The 15,811-nt window shown below is 68.5% G+C and carries 20 protein-coding genes; 9 read left to right on the forward strand and 11 right to left on the reverse strand.

Going from position 1 to position 15,811, the window contains the following annotated elements:
• Positions 1–318: 318 nt before the first annotated feature.
• The 3 genes from ON21_RS38120 to ON21_RS38130 are packed head-to-tail and all read left to right on the forward strand — an operon-like array spanning position 319 to position 976.
• Positions 319–600: a hypothetical protein gene (locus tag ON21_RS38120; RefSeq protein WP_157170712.1), complete on the forward strand. Its 282-nt coding sequence runs from the start codon at positions 319–321 to the stop codon at positions 598–600.
• Positions 597–788 carry a hypothetical protein gene (locus ON21_RS38125; RefSeq protein ID WP_157170713.1) on the forward strand — a complete coding sequence of 64 codons (192 nt, stop codon included), beginning with the start codon at positions 597–599 and terminating at the stop codon, positions 786–788. Before ON21_RS38120 ends, ON21_RS38125 begins: the two co-directional genes overlap by 4 nt.
• Positions 785–976: a hypothetical protein gene (locus tag ON21_RS38130; RefSeq protein WP_157170714.1), complete on the forward strand. Its 192-nt coding sequence runs from the start codon at positions 785–787 to the stop codon at positions 974–976. The genes ON21_RS38125 and ON21_RS38130 overlap by 4 nt, the downstream gene beginning before the upstream one ends.
• Positions 977–1,060: 84 nt before the next feature.
• Here ON21_RS38130 and ON21_RS05140 read toward each other — a convergent pair whose 3' ends face one another.
• From ON21_RS05140 to sdhC, 4 genes are read right to left on the reverse strand one after another with little or no spacing between them, the layout of a single operon-like run.
• Complete coding sequence (locus ON21_RS05140) at positions 1,061–1,834, reverse strand: succinate dehydrogenase iron-sulfur subunit (RefSeq protein WP_039796189.1); 774 nt, start codon at positions 1,832–1,834, stop codon at positions 1,061–1,063.
• The gene (gene sdhA / locus ON21_RS05145; protein WP_039796190.1) at positions 1,834–3,603 is read right to left on the reverse strand and encodes a succinate dehydrogenase flavoprotein subunit; all 1,770 of its coding nucleotides are present in this window, start codon (positions 3,601–3,603) and stop codon (positions 1,834–1,836) included. The genes ON21_RS05140 and sdhA overlap by 1 nt, the downstream gene beginning before the upstream one ends.
• A gap of 15 nt (positions 3,604–3,618) precedes the next feature.
• Positions 3,619–4,050, reverse strand: a complete 432-nt coding sequence (locus ON21_RS05150) for a succinate dehydrogenase hydrophobic membrane anchor subunit (protein WP_039796191.1) — start codon at positions 4,048–4,050, stop codon at positions 3,619–3,621.
• 1 nt (position 4,051) lies between these two features.
• Positions 4,052–4,450 (reverse strand): succinate dehydrogenase, cytochrome b556 subunit, encoded by a 399-nt coding sequence (gene sdhC / locus ON21_RS05155; protein WP_083880403.1) that lies wholly within the window; start codon positions 4,448–4,450, stop codon positions 4,052–4,054.
• A 276-nt stretch (positions 4,451–4,726) separates the two neighbouring features.
• Between sdhC and ON21_RS05160 the strand changes: the two genes are divergently transcribed.
• From ON21_RS05160 to ON21_RS05175, 4 genes are all read left to right on the forward strand, one after another.
• Positions 4,727–5,128, forward strand: coding sequence for a cytidine deaminase (locus ON21_RS05160; protein WP_039796192.1), 402 nt, complete (start codon positions 4,727–4,729; stop codon positions 5,126–5,128).
• A 60-nt stretch (positions 5,129–5,188) separates the two neighbouring features.
• Positions 5,189–6,478 (forward strand): thymidine phosphorylase, encoded by a 1,290-nt coding sequence (locus tag ON21_RS05165; protein WP_174372125.1) that lies wholly within the window; start codon positions 5,189–5,191, stop codon positions 6,476–6,478.
• Between the two features lie 167 nt (positions 6,479–6,645).
• On the forward strand, positions 6,646–7,743 hold the full coding sequence (locus tag ON21_RS05170; protein WP_039796193.1) for an adenosine deaminase: 1,098 nt from the start codon (positions 6,646–6,648) through the stop codon (positions 7,741–7,743).
• Positions 7,744–7,840: 97 nt separating this feature from the next.
• Entirely contained in the window at positions 7,841–8,497 is a 657-nt protein-coding gene (locus ON21_RS05175) for a hypothetical protein (protein WP_039796194.1), read from the forward strand.
• Here the strand turns inward: ON21_RS05175 and ON21_RS05180 are convergent, their stop codons facing one another.
• Genes ON21_RS05180 through ON21_RS05200 form a run of 5 tightly spaced genes read right to left on the reverse strand, consistent with a single transcriptional unit; the run spans position 8,498 to position 11,891 of the window.
• Complete coding sequence (locus tag ON21_RS05180; protein WP_039796195.1) at positions 8,498–9,757, reverse strand: SatS C-terminal domain-containing protein; 1,260 nt, start codon at positions 9,755–9,757, stop codon at positions 8,498–8,500.
• 26 nt (positions 9,758–9,783) lie between these two features.
• On the reverse strand, positions 9,784–10,131 hold the full coding sequence (locus tag ON21_RS05185) for a YbaB/EbfC family nucleoid-associated protein (RefSeq protein WP_039796196.1): 348 nt from the start codon (positions 10,129–10,131) through the stop codon (positions 9,784–9,786).
• Complete coding sequence (locus tag ON21_RS05190; RefSeq protein ID WP_039796197.1) at positions 10,128–10,469, reverse strand: hypothetical protein; 342 nt, start codon at positions 10,467–10,469, stop codon at positions 10,128–10,130. Before ON21_RS05190 ends, ON21_RS05185 begins: the two co-directional genes overlap by 4 nt.
• A complete protein-coding gene (locus tag ON21_RS05195) occupies positions 10,466–11,575 on the reverse strand; it encodes a C40 family peptidase (protein WP_039796198.1) in 1,110 nt (369 codons plus the stop codon). The genes ON21_RS05190 and ON21_RS05195 overlap by 4 nt, the downstream gene beginning before the upstream one ends.
• Positions 11,576–11,579: 4 nt before the next feature.
• On the reverse strand, positions 11,580–11,891 hold the full coding sequence (locus tag ON21_RS05200; protein WP_444543658.1) for a hypothetical protein: 312 nt from the start codon (positions 11,889–11,891) through the stop codon (positions 11,580–11,582).
• A gap of 152 nt (positions 11,892–12,043) precedes the next feature.
• Here ON21_RS05200 and upp point away from each other — a divergent pair, with 152 nt between their 5' ends.
• Positions 12,044–12,667 carry a uracil phosphoribosyltransferase gene (gene upp / locus ON21_RS05205; RefSeq protein WP_039796200.1) on the forward strand — a complete coding sequence of 208 codons (624 nt, stop codon included), beginning with the start codon at positions 12,044–12,046 and terminating at the stop codon, positions 12,665–12,667.
• Between the two features lie 18 nt (positions 12,668–12,685).
• Here upp and ON21_RS05210 read toward each other — a convergent pair whose 3' ends face one another.
• On the reverse strand, positions 12,686–14,182 hold the full coding sequence (locus tag ON21_RS05210) for a phospho-sugar mutase (protein WP_039796201.1): 1,497 nt from the start codon (positions 14,180–14,182) through the stop codon (positions 12,686–12,688).
• Entirely contained in the window at positions 14,183–14,962 is a 780-nt protein-coding gene (locus ON21_RS05215) for a purine-nucleoside phosphorylase (protein ID WP_039796245.1), read from the reverse strand.
• 131 nt (positions 14,963–15,093) lie between these two features.
• Here ON21_RS05215 and ON21_RS05220 point away from each other — a divergent pair, with 131 nt between their 5' ends.
• A complete protein-coding gene (locus ON21_RS05220) occupies positions 15,094–15,798 on the forward strand; it encodes an enoyl-CoA hydratase-related protein (RefSeq protein ID WP_039796202.1) in 705 nt (234 codons plus the stop codon).
• Positions 15,799–15,811 lie beyond the last annotated feature (13 nt).

Consider the following 15,811-nt stretch of genomic DNA (forward strand, 5'->3'; position numbering starts at 1 on the left):
CCCCTCATCGGTATCGGTCGGTTCAGTCTATCCAGCGGCGCCGATGCTGGGTCGCGGCCGAATTATCTGCCCCGTAACTTGCCCTCTTTCAGAAGGGCTGCGTGCATGAGGCTGGAACCACGGCTCCGATGTCCGGGGCTGTCATGCAAAACGTAATCAGTCGGGGGAGTCGATGAGACCACTTGAATCCGTCCGAGGTGCTCTCGGCGCGGCGCGCCTTACTGACGACGGTATGCGAGCGGTCTTTTGAAAAGGTTCAGCGCCGTCCGGCTCTACCCACGGTAGGCCACAATACCCACACAATAGCCGAGGCCAGTCATGCACCCATTTGTCGCTATTTTGGTAGTCGCGATCCTCGCCACTGCCGCCGCCTTTTGTCTGGGTTTGCGTTTCCTCGATCGCGAGGATGAATCCCCTGCTGCAACGGAACGAATCACGGATGTCTTACCTCGTGTCTCCGTCGCGGAGGCGCACCGGATCATGCAGCAGTATCGCGATTGCCCGGCAGAAACCTGTGACATCAAACGGCTTGCCTACTGGACTTTGGTCGACGCCGGACACATCACACCGTCGCTGCGGGCAGAACGGATCAGCCGATGACCATTACCTTGGCGGACGTAGAGCAGTGGCGTCATTTCCATCGTAACTGTTTCGTGGAGGGTGCTTTTCGTTCCCTCGACGAGGCCAGGTTCGTCCTCAATGCTCATTCGGGGCACGGCCCGAACTGCCTGCAATATCTCGCTGCATCGGCGTACAGCAGCGGCTTGGCAGACGAGGCGCTGGCATGACCCGCATCGGTTGGCTGCGTTGGGATGACGGGACCTGGGCTGCGGTCGACCAGTATGGAATTCCGCATCCGATCGATGTCGACGATTCGGAAGCTGTCGACGACTGCGACGCAACGACGGATTGCCTGCCACCTCGAGTGCTGGCAGAAGATGAGTGCCGACAGCCTCCGGCGAACGAGCGGCCGTGACGAATACGGTCCGCTTCAGCAAACACGAAGGCCGCCTTCACCGGGTGGTGAAAGCGGCCTTCGGTTTCCGGCTGAGCCGGGAAATCAGCGAGTGAACAGCAGCGCTCGCTTGACTTCCTGGATCGCCTTGGTGACCTCGATGCCGCGGGGGCAGGCGTCGGTGCAGTTGAAGGTGGTGCGGCAGCGCCAGACGCCTTCGACGTCGTTGAGGATGTCGAGGCGTTCGCGGGCGCCTTCGTCGCGGCTGTCGAAGATGAAGCGGTGGGCGTTCACGATCGCGGCCGGGCCGAAGTAGCTGCCGTCGCTCCAGTACACGGGGCAGGAGGTGGTGCAGCAGGCGCACAGGATGCACTTGGTGGTGTCGTCGAACCGGGCGCGGTCGGCCTGGCTCTGGATGCGCTCGCGGGTGGGCTCGTTACCCGAGGTGATCAGGTAGGGCTTCACCGCGCGGAACGCGTCGAAGAACGGCTCCATGTTCACCACGAGGTCCTTCTCCACGGGCAGGCCGCGGATCGGCTCGACGGTGACGGTGATCGACTTGCCGTTCTTGGGCAGCATGTCCTTCATCAGCACCTTGCAGGCCAGCCGGTTGACGCCGTTGATCCGCATGGCGTCGGAACCGCAGACGCCATGCGCGCAGGACCGGCGGAAGGTCAGCGTGCCGTCCAGGTAGGACTTGATGTAGATCAAGACGTTCAGGAAGCGGTCGGTCGGCAGGGCGGGCACCTGGAAGGACTCCCAGTGCGCTCCCTTGCCGTCCTCCGGGTTGAACCGGGCCACCTTGACGGTGATCATGACCGAGCCCTCGGGGACCGGAGCGGGCTTCTGCGAAGAGGGTGCTTCGGCAACGGCAGTCATCAGTACTTACGCTCCATCGGCTCGTAGCGGGTCTGCACCACCGGCTTGAAGTCCAGGCGGATGTCCGACAGGAGCTCCGAGCCCTCCTTGTAGGCCATGGTGTGGCGCATGAAGTTCACGTCGTCGCGGTCCGGGTAGTCCTCGCGGGCGTGACCGCCGCGCGATTCCTTCCGGTTGAGCGCGCCGACCACGGTGACCTCGGCCAACTCGAGCAGGAAGCCGAGCTCGACGGCCTCGAGCAGGTCGCTGTTGTAGCGCTTGCCCTTGTCCTGCACGGTGATCCGCGCGTAACGCTCCTTGAGCGCGTGGATGTCGGTGAGCGCCTGCTTGAGCGTGTCCTCGGTGCGGAACACGGAGGCGTTGTTGTCCATCGAACGCTGCAGCTCGGTGCGGATGTCGGCGACCCGCTCGTCGCCGTGCTCGCTCAGCAACTGGGTCAGCCAGTCCTGCACCATCTGCGCCGGGTTCTCCGGCAGGTCGACGAACTCGCTGCGCTGCGCGTACTCCGCGGCGGCGATGCCTGCGCGGCGGCCGAACACGTTGATGTCCAGCAGCGAGTTGGTGCCCAGACGGTTGGCGCCGTGCACCGAGACGCACGCGCACTCGCCCGCGGCGTACAGGCCGGGGACGACGTCGCTGTTGTTGCGCAGCACCTCGCCGCGGATGCGGGTCGGGATGCCGCCCATCACGTAGTGGCAGGTGGGGAACACCGGCACCAGTTCCTTCACCGGGTCCACACCCAGGTAGGTGCGGGAGAACTCGGTGATGTCGGGCAGCTTCTCCTCGAGCACGTCCTCGCCGAGGTGGGTCACGTCGATGTAGACGTAGTCCTTGTTCGGGCCCGCGCCGCGACCCTCCAGCACCTCGAGCACCATCGAGCGGGCGACGATATCGCGCGGCGCGAGGTCCTTGATGGTGGGGGCGTAGCGCTCCATGAACCGCTCGCCGTCGGCGTTGCGCAGGATGCCGCCCTCGCCGCGGACCGCCTCGGAGATCAGGATGCCGAGCCCGGCCAGGCCCGTCGGGTGGAACTGGTGGAACTCCATGTCCTCCAGCGGCAGGCCCTTGCGGAACACGATGGCCATGCCGTCACCGGTCAGGGTGTGCGCGTTCGAGGTGGTCTTGTACATCCGGCCCGAGCCGCCGGTGGCGAACACGATCGACTTGGCGTGGAAGACGTGGATGTCGCCGGTGGCCAGCTCGTAGGCGACCACACCGGTGGCGACCGGGCCGCGCTCGGTCTCGGTGAGCACCAGATCCAGCACGTAGAACTCGTTGAAGAACTCCACGTCGTGCTTGACGCAGTTCTGGTACAGCGTCTGCAGGATCATGTGGCCGGTGCGGTCGGCGGCGTAGCACGCGCGACGGACCGGGGCCTTGCCGTGATCGCGAGTGTGCCCGCCGAAGCGCCGCTGGTCGATCTTGCCCTCGGGCGTCCGGTTGAACGGCAGGCCCATCTTCTCCAGGTCGAGCACCGCGTCGATGGCCTCTTTGGCCATGATCTCCGCGGCGTCCTGGTCGACCAGGTAGTCACCACCCTTGACGGTGTCGAAGGTGTGCCATTCCCAGTTGTCCTCTTCGACGTTGGCCAGCGCGGCGCACATGCCGCCCTGGGCAGCGCCGGTGTGGCTGCGGGTCGGGTACAGCTTGGTCAGCACCGCCGTCCGAACACGCGGGCCGGCCTCGATCGCGGCGCGCATGCCCGCGCCACCCGCGCCGACGATGACGACGTCGTAGCGGTGCTCCTGAACGGGTCGGGATTCAGTCATCGAGGGGGCCTGTTCCTAACTGATGTTGGGGTCGAAGGTGAAGATGACGTAGGTGCCCACGCCCATGATCAGGATCATCGAGACGGCCAGCAGGGTCTTGAGCCAGAACCGGGTCGAGTCCTTGCGGGAGTAGTCGTCGATGACGGTGCGCAGGCCGTTGCCGCCGTGCAACTGCGCCAGCCACAGCATGGTCAGGTCCCAGAACTGCCAGAACGGGCTGGACCAGCGGCCCGCGACGAAGGCGAAGTTGAGCCGCTTCACGCCGCCGTCGAGCAGCAGCATGATCGCCATGTGGCCGAGTACGAGCACGATCAGCAGCAGGCCGGAGAAGCGCATGAACAGCCAGGCGTACTTCTCGAAGTTGTTGTTCGAGCGCGCTCGCGGCGAGCGCGGCAGGTCCAGGCTGGCCGGACGGTCGTACGACTTTCCGATGACGGGTGCGCTCATTTCAGTGCTCCGTGAACAGGTAGAAGAACTGGCGCCCGATCGCCGGAACGGCCAGCAGGAACCAGATCGCGAGAATGATCCAGAGCATCAGGCGCTGGTACTTCGGGCCCTTGGACCAGAAGTCCACCAGGATCACGCGGACGCCGTTGAGCGCGTGGAACAGGACGACGACGACCAGGGCCATCTCCATCAACGCGACAATGGGCGTCTTGTAGGTCTCGATCGCTTCGTTGTATGTATCCGGGCTCACGCGCACGAGGGCGGTGTCCAGCACGTGGACGAAGAGGAAGAAGAAGATGGTGACGCCGGTGATCCGGTGCAGCGCCCACGACCACATTCCGGGGTCGCCTCGGTACAGCGTCTTCCGCTTCGGCTGGGCCGGAGCTTCAATCGTGGTCATAGAGTGCGGTGCCTCCAACGTCGTTGATGGACCCGGTCGCAGGTCCGACGCCGACGGCGTGGCGGGCGAATGCCCAGGTGGCTGTACTCCGGCCCGTCGCAGGGAACCTGAACCGATCTGTTCTGGACTCTAATCCTCCAGCAATCCCGGAACTAATTCGGCGTACCGTGCGTTGCGCGACACCGGATCGGGTTAGGCTTACCTTTCTTGATGGGTGCGGGGTTCCGTCGTGGCCCTCGCGCGGCCGTGATCGGGTCGATCCTGGAGGGGTCCCTTATGTCGGAAATCGACTGGAAACTGTTGCGTGACAACGCATTCCAAGTTATGCGCAACGCCTATGCACCGTACTCGCGGTTTCCGGTCGGCGCCGCGGCTCTCAGTGTCGATGGCCGAATGGTGAGCGGTTGCAATGTGGAAAATGTCTCATACGGTTTGGGCCTGTGTGCCGAATGTGTACTCATCGGTAACTTGATTTCGGGGGGTGGGGGGCGCCTTCGGGCCATCTCCGTCACCGATTCGCGCGGCGAAATCCTGATGCCCTGCGGGCGCTGCCGCCAATTGCTCCACGAGCACGGTGGGGCCGATCTCCTTGTCGATCACAAGGCCGGGCCGGTGCCGTTGCGCACGCTGTTGCCGGACGCGTTCGGCCCCGACGACCTGGACGCCGGGCAGGTGTAGGGGGCTCCATCCCATCGGCGAGAACCCGGGCACGCGCCGGCCCATGCCAAACTGGCGACCGTGACGGCACTGGACGCGGTTTCGATCATCACCACCAAACGAGACGGCGGGGAGCTGTCGGACGCGCAGATCGACTGGGTGGTCGACGGCTTCACTCGCGGCGCGGTTGCCGACGAGCAGATGTCCGCGCTGGCCATGGCGATCGTCTGGCGCGGGATGACGCGGCGTGAGACCGCGCGGTGGACCGCCGCGATGATCGCCTCCGGGCGGCGCATGGACCTCACCGGCCTGCCGCGCCCCACCGTGGACAAGCACTCGACCGGCGGGGTGGGCGACAAGATCACGCTGCCGCTGGCGCCGCTGGTCGCGGCGTGCGGCGCGGCGGTGCCGCAGTTGTCCGGGCGCGGTCTCGGCCACACCGGCGGCACCCTGGACAAGCTGGAATCCATACCCGGCTGGCAGGCGGACGTGCCCGCGTCGCGCATGCGCGAACTCCTGACCGATCCCGCCATCGGCGCGGTGATCTGCGCGGCGGGCGCCGACCTCGCGCCGGCGGACCGACGGCTCTACGCCTTGCGCGACGTCACCGGCACGGTCGAATCCATCCCACTGATCGCCAGCTCGATCATGAGCAAGAAGATCGCCGAGGGCACAGCGGCGCTGTTGCTGGACGTCAAGGTCGGCTCCGGCGCGTTCCTGAAGACCCTCGACGGGGCGCGGGAACTGGCCACCGCGATGGTCGAACTCGGCGCCGACGCGGGTGTGCGGACGGTCGCGCTGCTCACCGCCATGGACACCCCCCTCGGCCGCACCGCGGGCAATGCCCTGGAAGTGGCGGAATCGGTGGAGGTGCTCGCGGGCGGCGGTCCCGCCGACGTCGTCGAGCTGACCATCGCCTTGGCGCGCGAGATGGTGGCGCTGGCCGGTCTCGACGCCGACCCCGCCGCCGCGCTGGCCGACGGCCGGGCGATGGATCACTGGCGCGCGATAGTCCGCGCCCAGGGTGGCGACCCGGACGCGAAGCTGCCCACGGCGAAACACACCGAGATCGTGCGCGCCGACGCCGACGGCGTGCTGACCCGGCTGGACGCGATGGGTGTCGGCATCGCCGCCTGGCGCCTCGGTGCGGGCCGGGCACGTCAGGGCGATCCCGTTCAGTTCGGCGCGGGCATCGAAATGCACGCCAAGCCCGGCGACGCCGTGACAGCAGGTCAGCCTCTGCTCACGCTGCACACCGATACGCCCGAGGCGTTTCCCGGGGCCATCGCGGCCTTGCGCGACGCCGTCACGATCGGAACCGATGCCGCACCCGCTGCGGACTCGCTGGTTCTCGACCGCATCGTGGCCTGAGGGGTACATCCGCAGGATCCGAGCGCGGATGCTGCGCCGCGCTCGCTGCTGTGGCGCAGAACCGGTCGGTGTCCGGTGGTGGACCGGTCCGCATCCGGTGGGCAACGAGATAGTGGTAACAGCTGGAGTCGGCTGCCGTTTGGGCGCGCTGCGGCTACCGTCGATACATGACTGGACCGATGCCTTTGACCCTCGCCTCGATCCGCCAAGCGCCGAAAGCGTTGCTGCACGACCACCTCGACGGTGGCCTGCGGCCCGCGACGGTGCTCGACCTCGCCGTGCAGTGCGGCTACGAGGATCTACCCGCCGACGACGAGGCGTCGCTGGCGGCCTGGTTCCGTGACGCGGCCGACAGCGGATCGCTGGAACGGTACCTGGAGACCTTCGCGCACACCGTCGCCGTGATGCAGACCCCGGAGGGCCTGCGCCGGGTCGCCCGCGAATGCGCCGAAGACCTCGCTGCCGACGGCGTCGTGTACGCGGAGGTGCGGTTCGCCCCCGAACAGCACCTCGAGCGCGGACTCACGCTGGACGAGGTGGTCGAACACACGCTGGCCGGGTTCCGGGAAGGCGAGGCGGCCGCCGCAGGCAGTGGACACCCGATCGTGGTGACCTGCCTGCTCACCGCGATGCGGCATGCCGCACGCTCGCGGGAGATCGCGGAACTCGCGGTGCGCTTCCGCGATCGCGGAGTGGGCGGTTTCGACATCGCCGGTGCGGAGGCCGGTTACCCGCCGAGCAGGCACCTGGACGCCTTCGAATACATGCGCGCCAACAGCGCGCACTTCACCATCCACGCGGGCGAAGCCTTCGGTCTGCCGTCCATTCACGAGGCACTCGCGTTCTGCGGCTGTGACCGGCTCGGCCACGGCGTGCGGATCACCGACGACATCAGCGTGCCCGGTGCCATGGAGGACGCACAGCTCGGGCTGGTCGCCAACTATGTCAGGGACATGCGCATCCCGCTGGAGCTGTGTCCGTCGTCGAACGTGCAGACCGGCGCCGTGCCCTCGCTGGACAAGCACCCGTTCGACCTGCTGGCCCGCCTGCGTTTCCGCGTCACGGTCAACACCGACAACCGGCTGATGAGCGACACCAGCATGAGCCGGGAAATGCTCAAGCTGGTCGAGACGTTCGGCTACGGCTGGAGCGATCTGGAACGGTTCACCATCAACGCCATGAAGTCGGCGTTCATCCCGTTCCCCGAGCGGCTGCGGATCATCGACGACATCATCAAGCCCGGATACGCGGTGCTGATCGGGTAGGACCGGGGGTAGGCGGCGCCGGTCACCGCTCTGCGACGGAAGTGGTCGGCGGCGAGGTTCCGCGGCCGGTCGGCAACCGGTTCGCTAGCGTGGCGTAATGGCGACTTTGCGCATCCCCCGACGGTTCAACGGACCGCCCGACTCCGGCAACGGCGGCTACGTGGCCGGTCTGCTCGCCGACCAGCGCGACGAGCAGACCGTCACCGTCATCCTGCGCAGCCCGCCGCCCCTGGAGACGCCGCTCGACGTGCGGGACGAACGGCTCTACGACGGGGACCGGCTGATCGCCGAGTCCAAGAGCGGCGAACTCGAGCGCGACGCACCGCGTCATGTCGCGTTCGCCGACGCGGCGGAGGCGTCGCGCAGCTACACGAGCATCGAAATGTTCGCGTCCTGCTTCGTCTGCGGCAGCGGCCGGGCGGACGGTCTGCGCATCGAACCCGGTCGGGTCGACGCGCACCGAGTGGCCGCGCCGTGGGTGCCCGACGCCACCGTGCCGCTGGGACCGCCACTGCTGTGGGCCGCGATGGACTGTCCCGGCGGCTGGTCGCTGCCCGGCATGCTCGAACGTCCCGCGCTGCTCGGCTCGATGACCGCGACGGTGCACGGCATTCCCCAGGTCGACGAGCGCTGCGTCGTGGTCGGCGAGTTCCACGGCGAGCAAGGCCGCAAATGTTTTGCCTCGACCGCGGTCTACGGCGCCGACGAACGCCTGCTCGGGCAGGCCGAGCAGGTCTGGATCCGCCTGACCTGATTACTGCTTGTCGAGCCGGGATTCCAGGTTGCGTTCCAGTTCCCGCCAGGCCTGCGCCTCGGCGGTGAACGGCGGGTTGGGCGCCAACCGGGTGGGGTCGGGATTGAGCAGGTAGGAGACGTACCAGCCCAGCGGGGTGGATTGGGCCAGGGCCTGCTCGACCGTGTCGTCGTCGGCGTAGTCCGCCGCGTCGGTGAACAACTCGACCGCCAGATCGAGCTGTTCGATGTCGACCGCCTCCGGGCCTTCGGCCAGGTCCTCGGCCAAGCCGGGCAGCACGTAGACGTTCTCGTCGGTGACCTCGACCTCCAGCGAGCCGTCCACCGCCGCGGTCTGCACGTCGGCGAAGGTGCTCACGCGGGCCAGATCGTGCTCGTGGTCGTCGGCGAGGTAGCGGGCCAGCGCGCGCTCGGAGGGGAACACGGTGATCGAGCCCTTGGAACCGAGGAAGATCGGTTCGTCGTCGAGGTAACACCGCAGCGTGAAGACGCTGCCCTCGGACGTGATGATCTTGACCGGGTCGATGCCGACCTCGTGCCAGAACGACTCGTCCTCGTCGTCGTCCTCGTCGTCCTCGTCTTCTTCTTCGAGGTCGACGGGTTCGAACTCCTCGTCCTCGTCGCTGTCGGCCGCGTCGTCGGCGTCGACCACGTTCTCCTCGGCGGCCAGCAGTTCGGCTTCGGCGACCGCGACCGCCTCGGCGTCGACCTCCGGCGTCCGGACCACGGAGTCGATGGCGTCCAGAACGTCGTCCCAGCCCTTGGCGATGGCCGCGCCGATCTGGTCCCACAGCTCCTCGCCGTCGCGCCCGACGAACGCGTTCACGCCACCGGGCAGCGCGCCGAGCACCGGATGCGAACCGAAGAACTTGGTCACCGTCTCGAGTTCGCACACCTCGCCGATGTTGCGGACCATGCCGAGTGTGTCCTCCAGCTCGGCGACGGTGTCGACGTCGGGCTCGCCCGCCGCCAGCTCCGGCACCGCGACCAGATCGAAGGAGAAGTTCTCCTCCGGCTCCAGCTCGACCGCCGACAGACCCGCGACGACCTTCCACGCCGGATGGTCCACGAGGTCGTTGTCGGCGTTGGTGCGGATGAATGCGGCCAGCTCCGCCACGGACTCGAAACCGTAGAGGGCGTCCTCGTGACCGAGGAACGCCTCCCACTCGTCGTCACCGTCTCGCCAGCGCGGTGCCCACAAGGTGACGAGATCGCCGTCGGTCAGGCCGAGCTCGATCGGGACGATGTCTCCAGAAGCCATGTGCGGAAGCCTATCGACCTTCCGCGTCAGGCACTATCCGGCCCGCCCCCATTCGTGCCCGCGGGCGGGTCCGCGGCGGGGACGAACGACTCGTTCAGTGTCGCAACGACCTTGGATCGCTGTGCGCCGGCGTCCTCGGCGGCCTGCCTGCACGCCCAGACGATCAACTGCCCGACCTCCGCGGGCGGCAGCGAGGTGACCGATTCCGCCAAGGTCAGACCGACCAGCGCGCCATCGCTGTTCACCTCGACGCTCACCGCGCCGTCGTCCGAGGTCCACCGCCCACGCACCTGCTTCAGCCCGTACAGCGCGGCCTCCAGCGCCTCCAGTTTCTGGGTGGCCGACGCGACCAGGGCGTCCATCTCCGCACTCATACCGGCCTCATCCAGCTCGTCGGTCCCGTGTCCGCGTCGTCGATCCGGTCCAGCTCGTCCACCGCCTGCTGGCGGGTGGGCAGGCCGAGCCGGTCGAGGATGTCCGAGGGCATGCCCGCCTCGGCGAGCAGTTCGCGCCGCCGCGCCCGCGCCGCGATGGCGGAACGCTGGGTGAGCCGCAGGATCTCGTTCGCGAGCGACTGTGCGCCGTAACGGTATTCGCTGCGCTCGAATTTGATCTCCACCGGCATGCCCTGATCGGTGGCGCGCACCGAGATGGTGCCGGACCGGTTGCTGCTGGCCGCCACCGTGACGTTGGGGATTTGGGGTCGGGTCATGCCGTCGGCCTGTAGAAGCCGTGGAAGTCCATGCCTGAGTTCTCCGTTCGAATCGAGCTGATCTGGACCGGGTCACCCGCCTCGACGAACTGTCCGTTGCCGATCACCATGGCCACGTGGCCGTCCCAGATCGCGAGGTCGCCGGGCATCAGGTCGCCGGCGGACACCGGCGTGGCCCCGCTGCTCTGGTCGGCCGCGAGCCGGGGCAGGTCGACGCCCGCCTCGCCGTAGGCGTATTTGGTGAGCCCGCTGCAGTCCAATCCCGCGCCGGGGGTGTTGCCGCCCCAGACGTAGGGCGTGCCGACGGCGCCGATCGCGGACCGGACCGCCGTTGCGGCCTGTTCGTTGGGGGCCTCGACGACACTGCCGTCGGGCAGCGTGATCTTCACGCCCTTGCCGTCGTCGGGCGCCCCGGACGAACCGGTGTCCGGCCTAGGAGTGCCCGATGTGCCCGGCGTGCCTCGGGAACTGCGCGAGGACTGCGACTGTAGCGGTGTGGCCATCACGGTGCTCAGTAACGAGCCGGCACCGTTGAGCACGCCGGACGCGGCGGACGCCGCCTGCTGCACGCCCGCGGCGGGCACACCGGCGAGCGACGGGGTGGGCGGCGGCGGGGTCAGGTCGTTCATCGACGCGGTGTGCGTCTGCAATTCGTTCTGCACTCGGCCGACTACGTTGAGCGCTTGGTTGAGATGGTCGATCGCCGAGCCGACGAGCACCGTCAACCCCTCCGGCGTCGCCAGCACCGGACCCATGCTCGCCGCGGTGTTCACAAACGACTGCGCGATGTCGGTGAGCTCTTTCTGGCCCGTCTCGACCTCGCCCGCGGCTTGGTTCACCACCGTGGCCATCTCGTTGCCGCGATCGGAGATGGTGGCGGCGGAGGTCTGCACGCGCAGCGCTTTCGCGGTGGCCGCGTCGGCGGCGCGGCCGTCCCACGCGGTATTCATCGCGTTGATGCTGTCGCGGCCCATCTGATGGATCTGGTCGACCACGACCGAGGTGCTGCGCAGCGCGTCGGTGGGGCCGCCCGCGGGCAGCACGCCGCTGCCGAAGCTGGCGAGCAGGTCCAGGATCGGCTGGGCCAGTGCGTTGACATCGATCACGCGCTCACTCCAGCTCGGTGGACGCGTTCCGCAGCGCTCCGGCGTGGGCGGCGTCGGTCTCGGTGAGGACGGCCGCCGCACCGGTGGCCGCGCCGCCCATGCTGGTCAGGACCGCCGACAGCTGGCCGATCGAGGCCACGTGCCCGGCGTGCGCCGCGGCGTAGGCCGCCATGAAGTCACCACCGATCAGCCCCATGATCGGGCCGAGCAGCGCGGGCTCCGCCGCCGCGGCGCTCGCCCCGGCCGCCGCCATCTCACCCGCCATGACGTGGGCGGTCGCGCCGTAGGCCGCGATGCCTTCGGTGTCCGCCGACATCTTTCGCATCAGAGTTCCCCCATCTGTTGTTCCCAGGCAGAGTACGTCATCTACTTGGTTCGACGCGCGCTGTTGCGTTTCGGTTCCGCCGCTTCGAAAAAAAGTCCGGTGGCGTCCAGCGGTGCGTTCGCGACCGACCTTATCGTTCCCTCATGCGCACCCACACCGTGGACCATCCACTCGCCGCAGCCTTGCTCACCACCATGCGGGACGAGCGAACACCGAATCCGGGTTTCCGTGCCGCGCTGCGGGATCTGACCGGGATCCTGATCTACGAGGCGCTGCGCGACGCGGAGGTGGAGCGCTTCGAGATCGTCACCCCGGTCGCTCCCACCGAAGGCACCAGGCTGGCCCACCCGCCGCTGCTGGTTCCGGTGCTGCGCGCCGGACTCGGCATGGTCGACGCGGCCGCCGAGCTGATCCCGGACGCCAGGATCGGATTCGTCGGTCTCGCCAGGGACGAGGACACCCACCTGCCGGTGCCCTACATGGAATCGCTGCCTGCGGATCTCGCCGGGCTGCCGGTCTTCGTGCTCGACCCGATGCTGGCCACCGGCGGCTCGATGCGGCACACCCTGGAGCTGCTCGCGGCACGCGGCGCCACCGACATCACCGCGGTGTGCGTCGTCGCGGCTCCGGAAGGCATTGCGGCACTGGCCGACTCGGGCCTGCCGGTGCGGCTGGTCACCGCCGTGGTCGACGCGGGACTGAACGAGAACGCCTATATCGTTCCCGGCCTCGGCGACGCCGGCGACAGGCAATTCGGCCCGCGCTGAACCTGTCAGGAGCGCGGGTCAGAACTTCTCGCAGAAGTCGCGCAGCGCCGAGAGGCGTTCCCGTGCGGCGGCTCGCGCGGCCGGAAGATCGGCGCGCGAGCCGACCGGTTCGACCACCTCCAGGTAGCACTTGAGCTTCGGCTCGGTGCCGGAAGGGCGGACGACCACGCGGCAGGAAGCACCCTCGAAAATCAGTGCGTCGGTGCGCATCCTGCCCCGCACCCGGAGTTGATCGGTGTACTCCACCGGCTCGCCCGCGATCTCGTGTGGCGGATCCGCCCGCAACCGCTCGACCGCGGCAGCCGCCTCGGCGGCCGAGGCGAGTCGCAGCGACACCTGATCGCCCGCATGCACGCCGAATTCCACCGCGTAGTCGTCGAGTTGGTCGTTCAGGTCGCGGCCCTCGGCCTTCAGCCGGGCCACCAGGTCGGCGGCCAGCACCGCGGCGGAGATTCCGTCCTTGTCGCGGACCGCCGCCGGGTCGACGCAGTGGCCGATCGCCTCCTCGTAGGCGTAAACCAAGCCGTCGCCCGCCCGGGCCAGCCATTTGAATCCCGTGAGCGTTTCCGCGTAGCGGCCGCCGCGCGCGGGCGCCAGCTTCGACAGCAGCCGCGAGGACACGATCGTCGTGGCCACCAGCGCATCGTCCGGGGCGGTGCGCAGTACGCAATCGCCGAGGAGCACGCCGGTCTCGTCGCCGCGCAGCATCCGCCAGGTGCCGTCCGGGCGCGGGATGCCGACCGCGCACCGGTCGGCATCCGGATCGAGTGCGATCGCCACATCCGCGCCGACCCGGGCCGCCGTCGCGAGCAACAGATCGGTCGCGCCGGGTTCTTCCGGGTTGGGGAACGCGACGGTGGGGAAGTCGGGGTCCGGCTCGAACTGCTCGTCGACCACATGGATATCGGGAAAACCTGCCGCGCGGAGCGCTTCGACAGCGAGTTCGCCGCCGACGCCGTGCAGCGGGGTGAGCGCGATCCGGATTCCGGCGCGCTCGCCCGGTCCGCCGATCCGGGCGGGCAATCCGGCGACGCGCTCGAGGTAGTGCCGCACGACCTCGTCGTCGGCGGGGGTGACCGGCACGCGGTCGATCGGCTCGGCGACCGCCTCGATGCAGCGCTCGATCTCCGCGTCGGCCGGGGCGATCAGCTGTGATCCGCCGTCGAGGTAGACCTTGTAGCCGTTGTCGGTGGCCGGATTGTGCGAGGCGGTGATCTGCACGCCCGCGACCGCGCCCAGCTCACGCACCGCGTATGCGACCACGGGGGTGGGCAGCGGCCGCGGCAGCAACGTCACCGGGAAGCCCGCGGCGGCGAAGATCTCCGCGGTGGCCGCTGCGAACTCGGCGGAACCGTGCCTGGCATCGCGTCCGACGACCACCGTGCCACCGCCGAGGCAGCGGTCGCGCAGCCATGCCACGAGCCCGGCGGTCGCCCGGCTCACCGTGGTGACGTTCATGCCGTCCGGGCCGTCGCGCAGCGGTCCGCGCAGGCCTGCCGTGCCGAAGCGCAGCATCTACACCCGTTCCAGCACGCCGCGCAGCAGTTTGCCGAGCCGGGGCGCTGCGGCGTGGCCTTCGGCGAGCACCTCCGCGTGGGACAGATGGGCGCCGGTGACCCCCGCGGCCAAGTTGGTGACCAGCGAGATGCCCAGCAGCCGGGCGCCGAGCGCACGGCAGGCGATGGCCTCCAACACCGTGGACATGCCGACCAGATCCGCGCCGATGGTGCGCAACATCCGGATCTCGGCGGGCGTCTCGTACTGCGGCCCGGTGAGGCCCGCGTAGACGCCTTCGGCCAGGCTCGGGTCGATCTCCCTCGCCAGCGCCCGCAACTCCGGATCCCAGGCGTCGACCAGGTCGACGAAGGTCGCGCCCGCCAGCGGCGTGCGGCCGGTCAAGTTGAGATGGTCGCTGATCAGCACCGGCTCACCCACCCGGAGACCGGATCGGATACCGCCCGCGGCGTTGGTCAGCACCACGATCTCCGCGCCCGCCGCCACCGCCGCCGACACCGGGTGCACCACATCGGCCGGCTGATACCCCTCGTAGAGGTGCTGGCGGCCCATCAGCAGCAGCACGGCGTTGTCGTCCACCTGAACGGAGTGGATCATGCCGACATGGCCCTGTGCGGTCGGCGTCCCGAAACCGGGCACCTCCGGCATCGGCACCGACGCCCGCGGCGCCCCGATCTCCGCGGCCGCGTCCTGCCAGCCCGACCCCAGCACCACCGCGACCCGGTGGCGCGACACTCCCGTACGTTCGGCGATCGCCTCGGCGGCCTGTTCGGCAAGCATGATCGTCACGATAGTGGATTTCCAGCGCCGGGCCGCGAACGGAACAAGCTTCGGTCGCGCTTTCGCTCTGGTCGGCGGTCGACTGCTACCCGTCAGTAGGGGGTCTTGCGAGGCCCGTTACGCTGCACCGCATGCCGTATCTGGAACGCCAAGGGGAAGTGTTCGTCGTCTACCTCGGGGCCGAGGGGCAGACGGATAGCGAGAACCGTTTCCACCCGGATTGGATCGACGCGTTCCACGGGTTGCTGGACGAGGTGGAGAGCTCTGCGGGGCCTGCCGCGCTGGTGACGACGGCGACCGGGAAGTTCTTCAGCAACGGTCTGGACACCGATTGGCTGTTCGGCAACCTGGACAAGATGCACGGCTACCTCGACCGCGTGCACTCGCTCTACACCCGCCTGCTCGCCTTCCCGCTGCCGACCGTCGCGGCGATCAACGGCCATGCCTTCGGCGCGGGCGCCATGCTCGCGACCTCGCACGATTTCCGGGTGATGCGCGCCGATCGCGGCTTCTACTGCCTGCCCGAGGTGCACCTGGGCATGCCGTTCACCATCGGGATGAACGCCCTGCTCGCCGAGCGGCTGACCAACCAGGTCTGCGTACAGGCGATGACCACCGGCCACCGCTACCCGGCCGACGAGGCGATCGCCGCGGGCATCGTGGACGGCAAGGCCGAAGCCGACGAATTGCTCGCGACCGCCGTCCAGCGGGCCGCGGCACTGGCGAGCAACCGCAAGCCCAATCTGCCGGTGATCAAGCGCGCGCTGCACGCGAAAGCGCTGGCCGGCCTCGCGGTCCCGACCACCCCGGAAAACCTGGCCTTCGGCGCGAGCTGACCGCCGCGCCCAG

The sequence above is a fragment of the Nocardia araoensis NBRC 100135 genome, assembly GCF_000308435.1.
Taxonomy (GTDB): Bacteria; Actinomycetota; Actinomycetes; order Mycobacteriales; family Mycobacteriaceae; genus Nocardia; species Nocardia araoensis.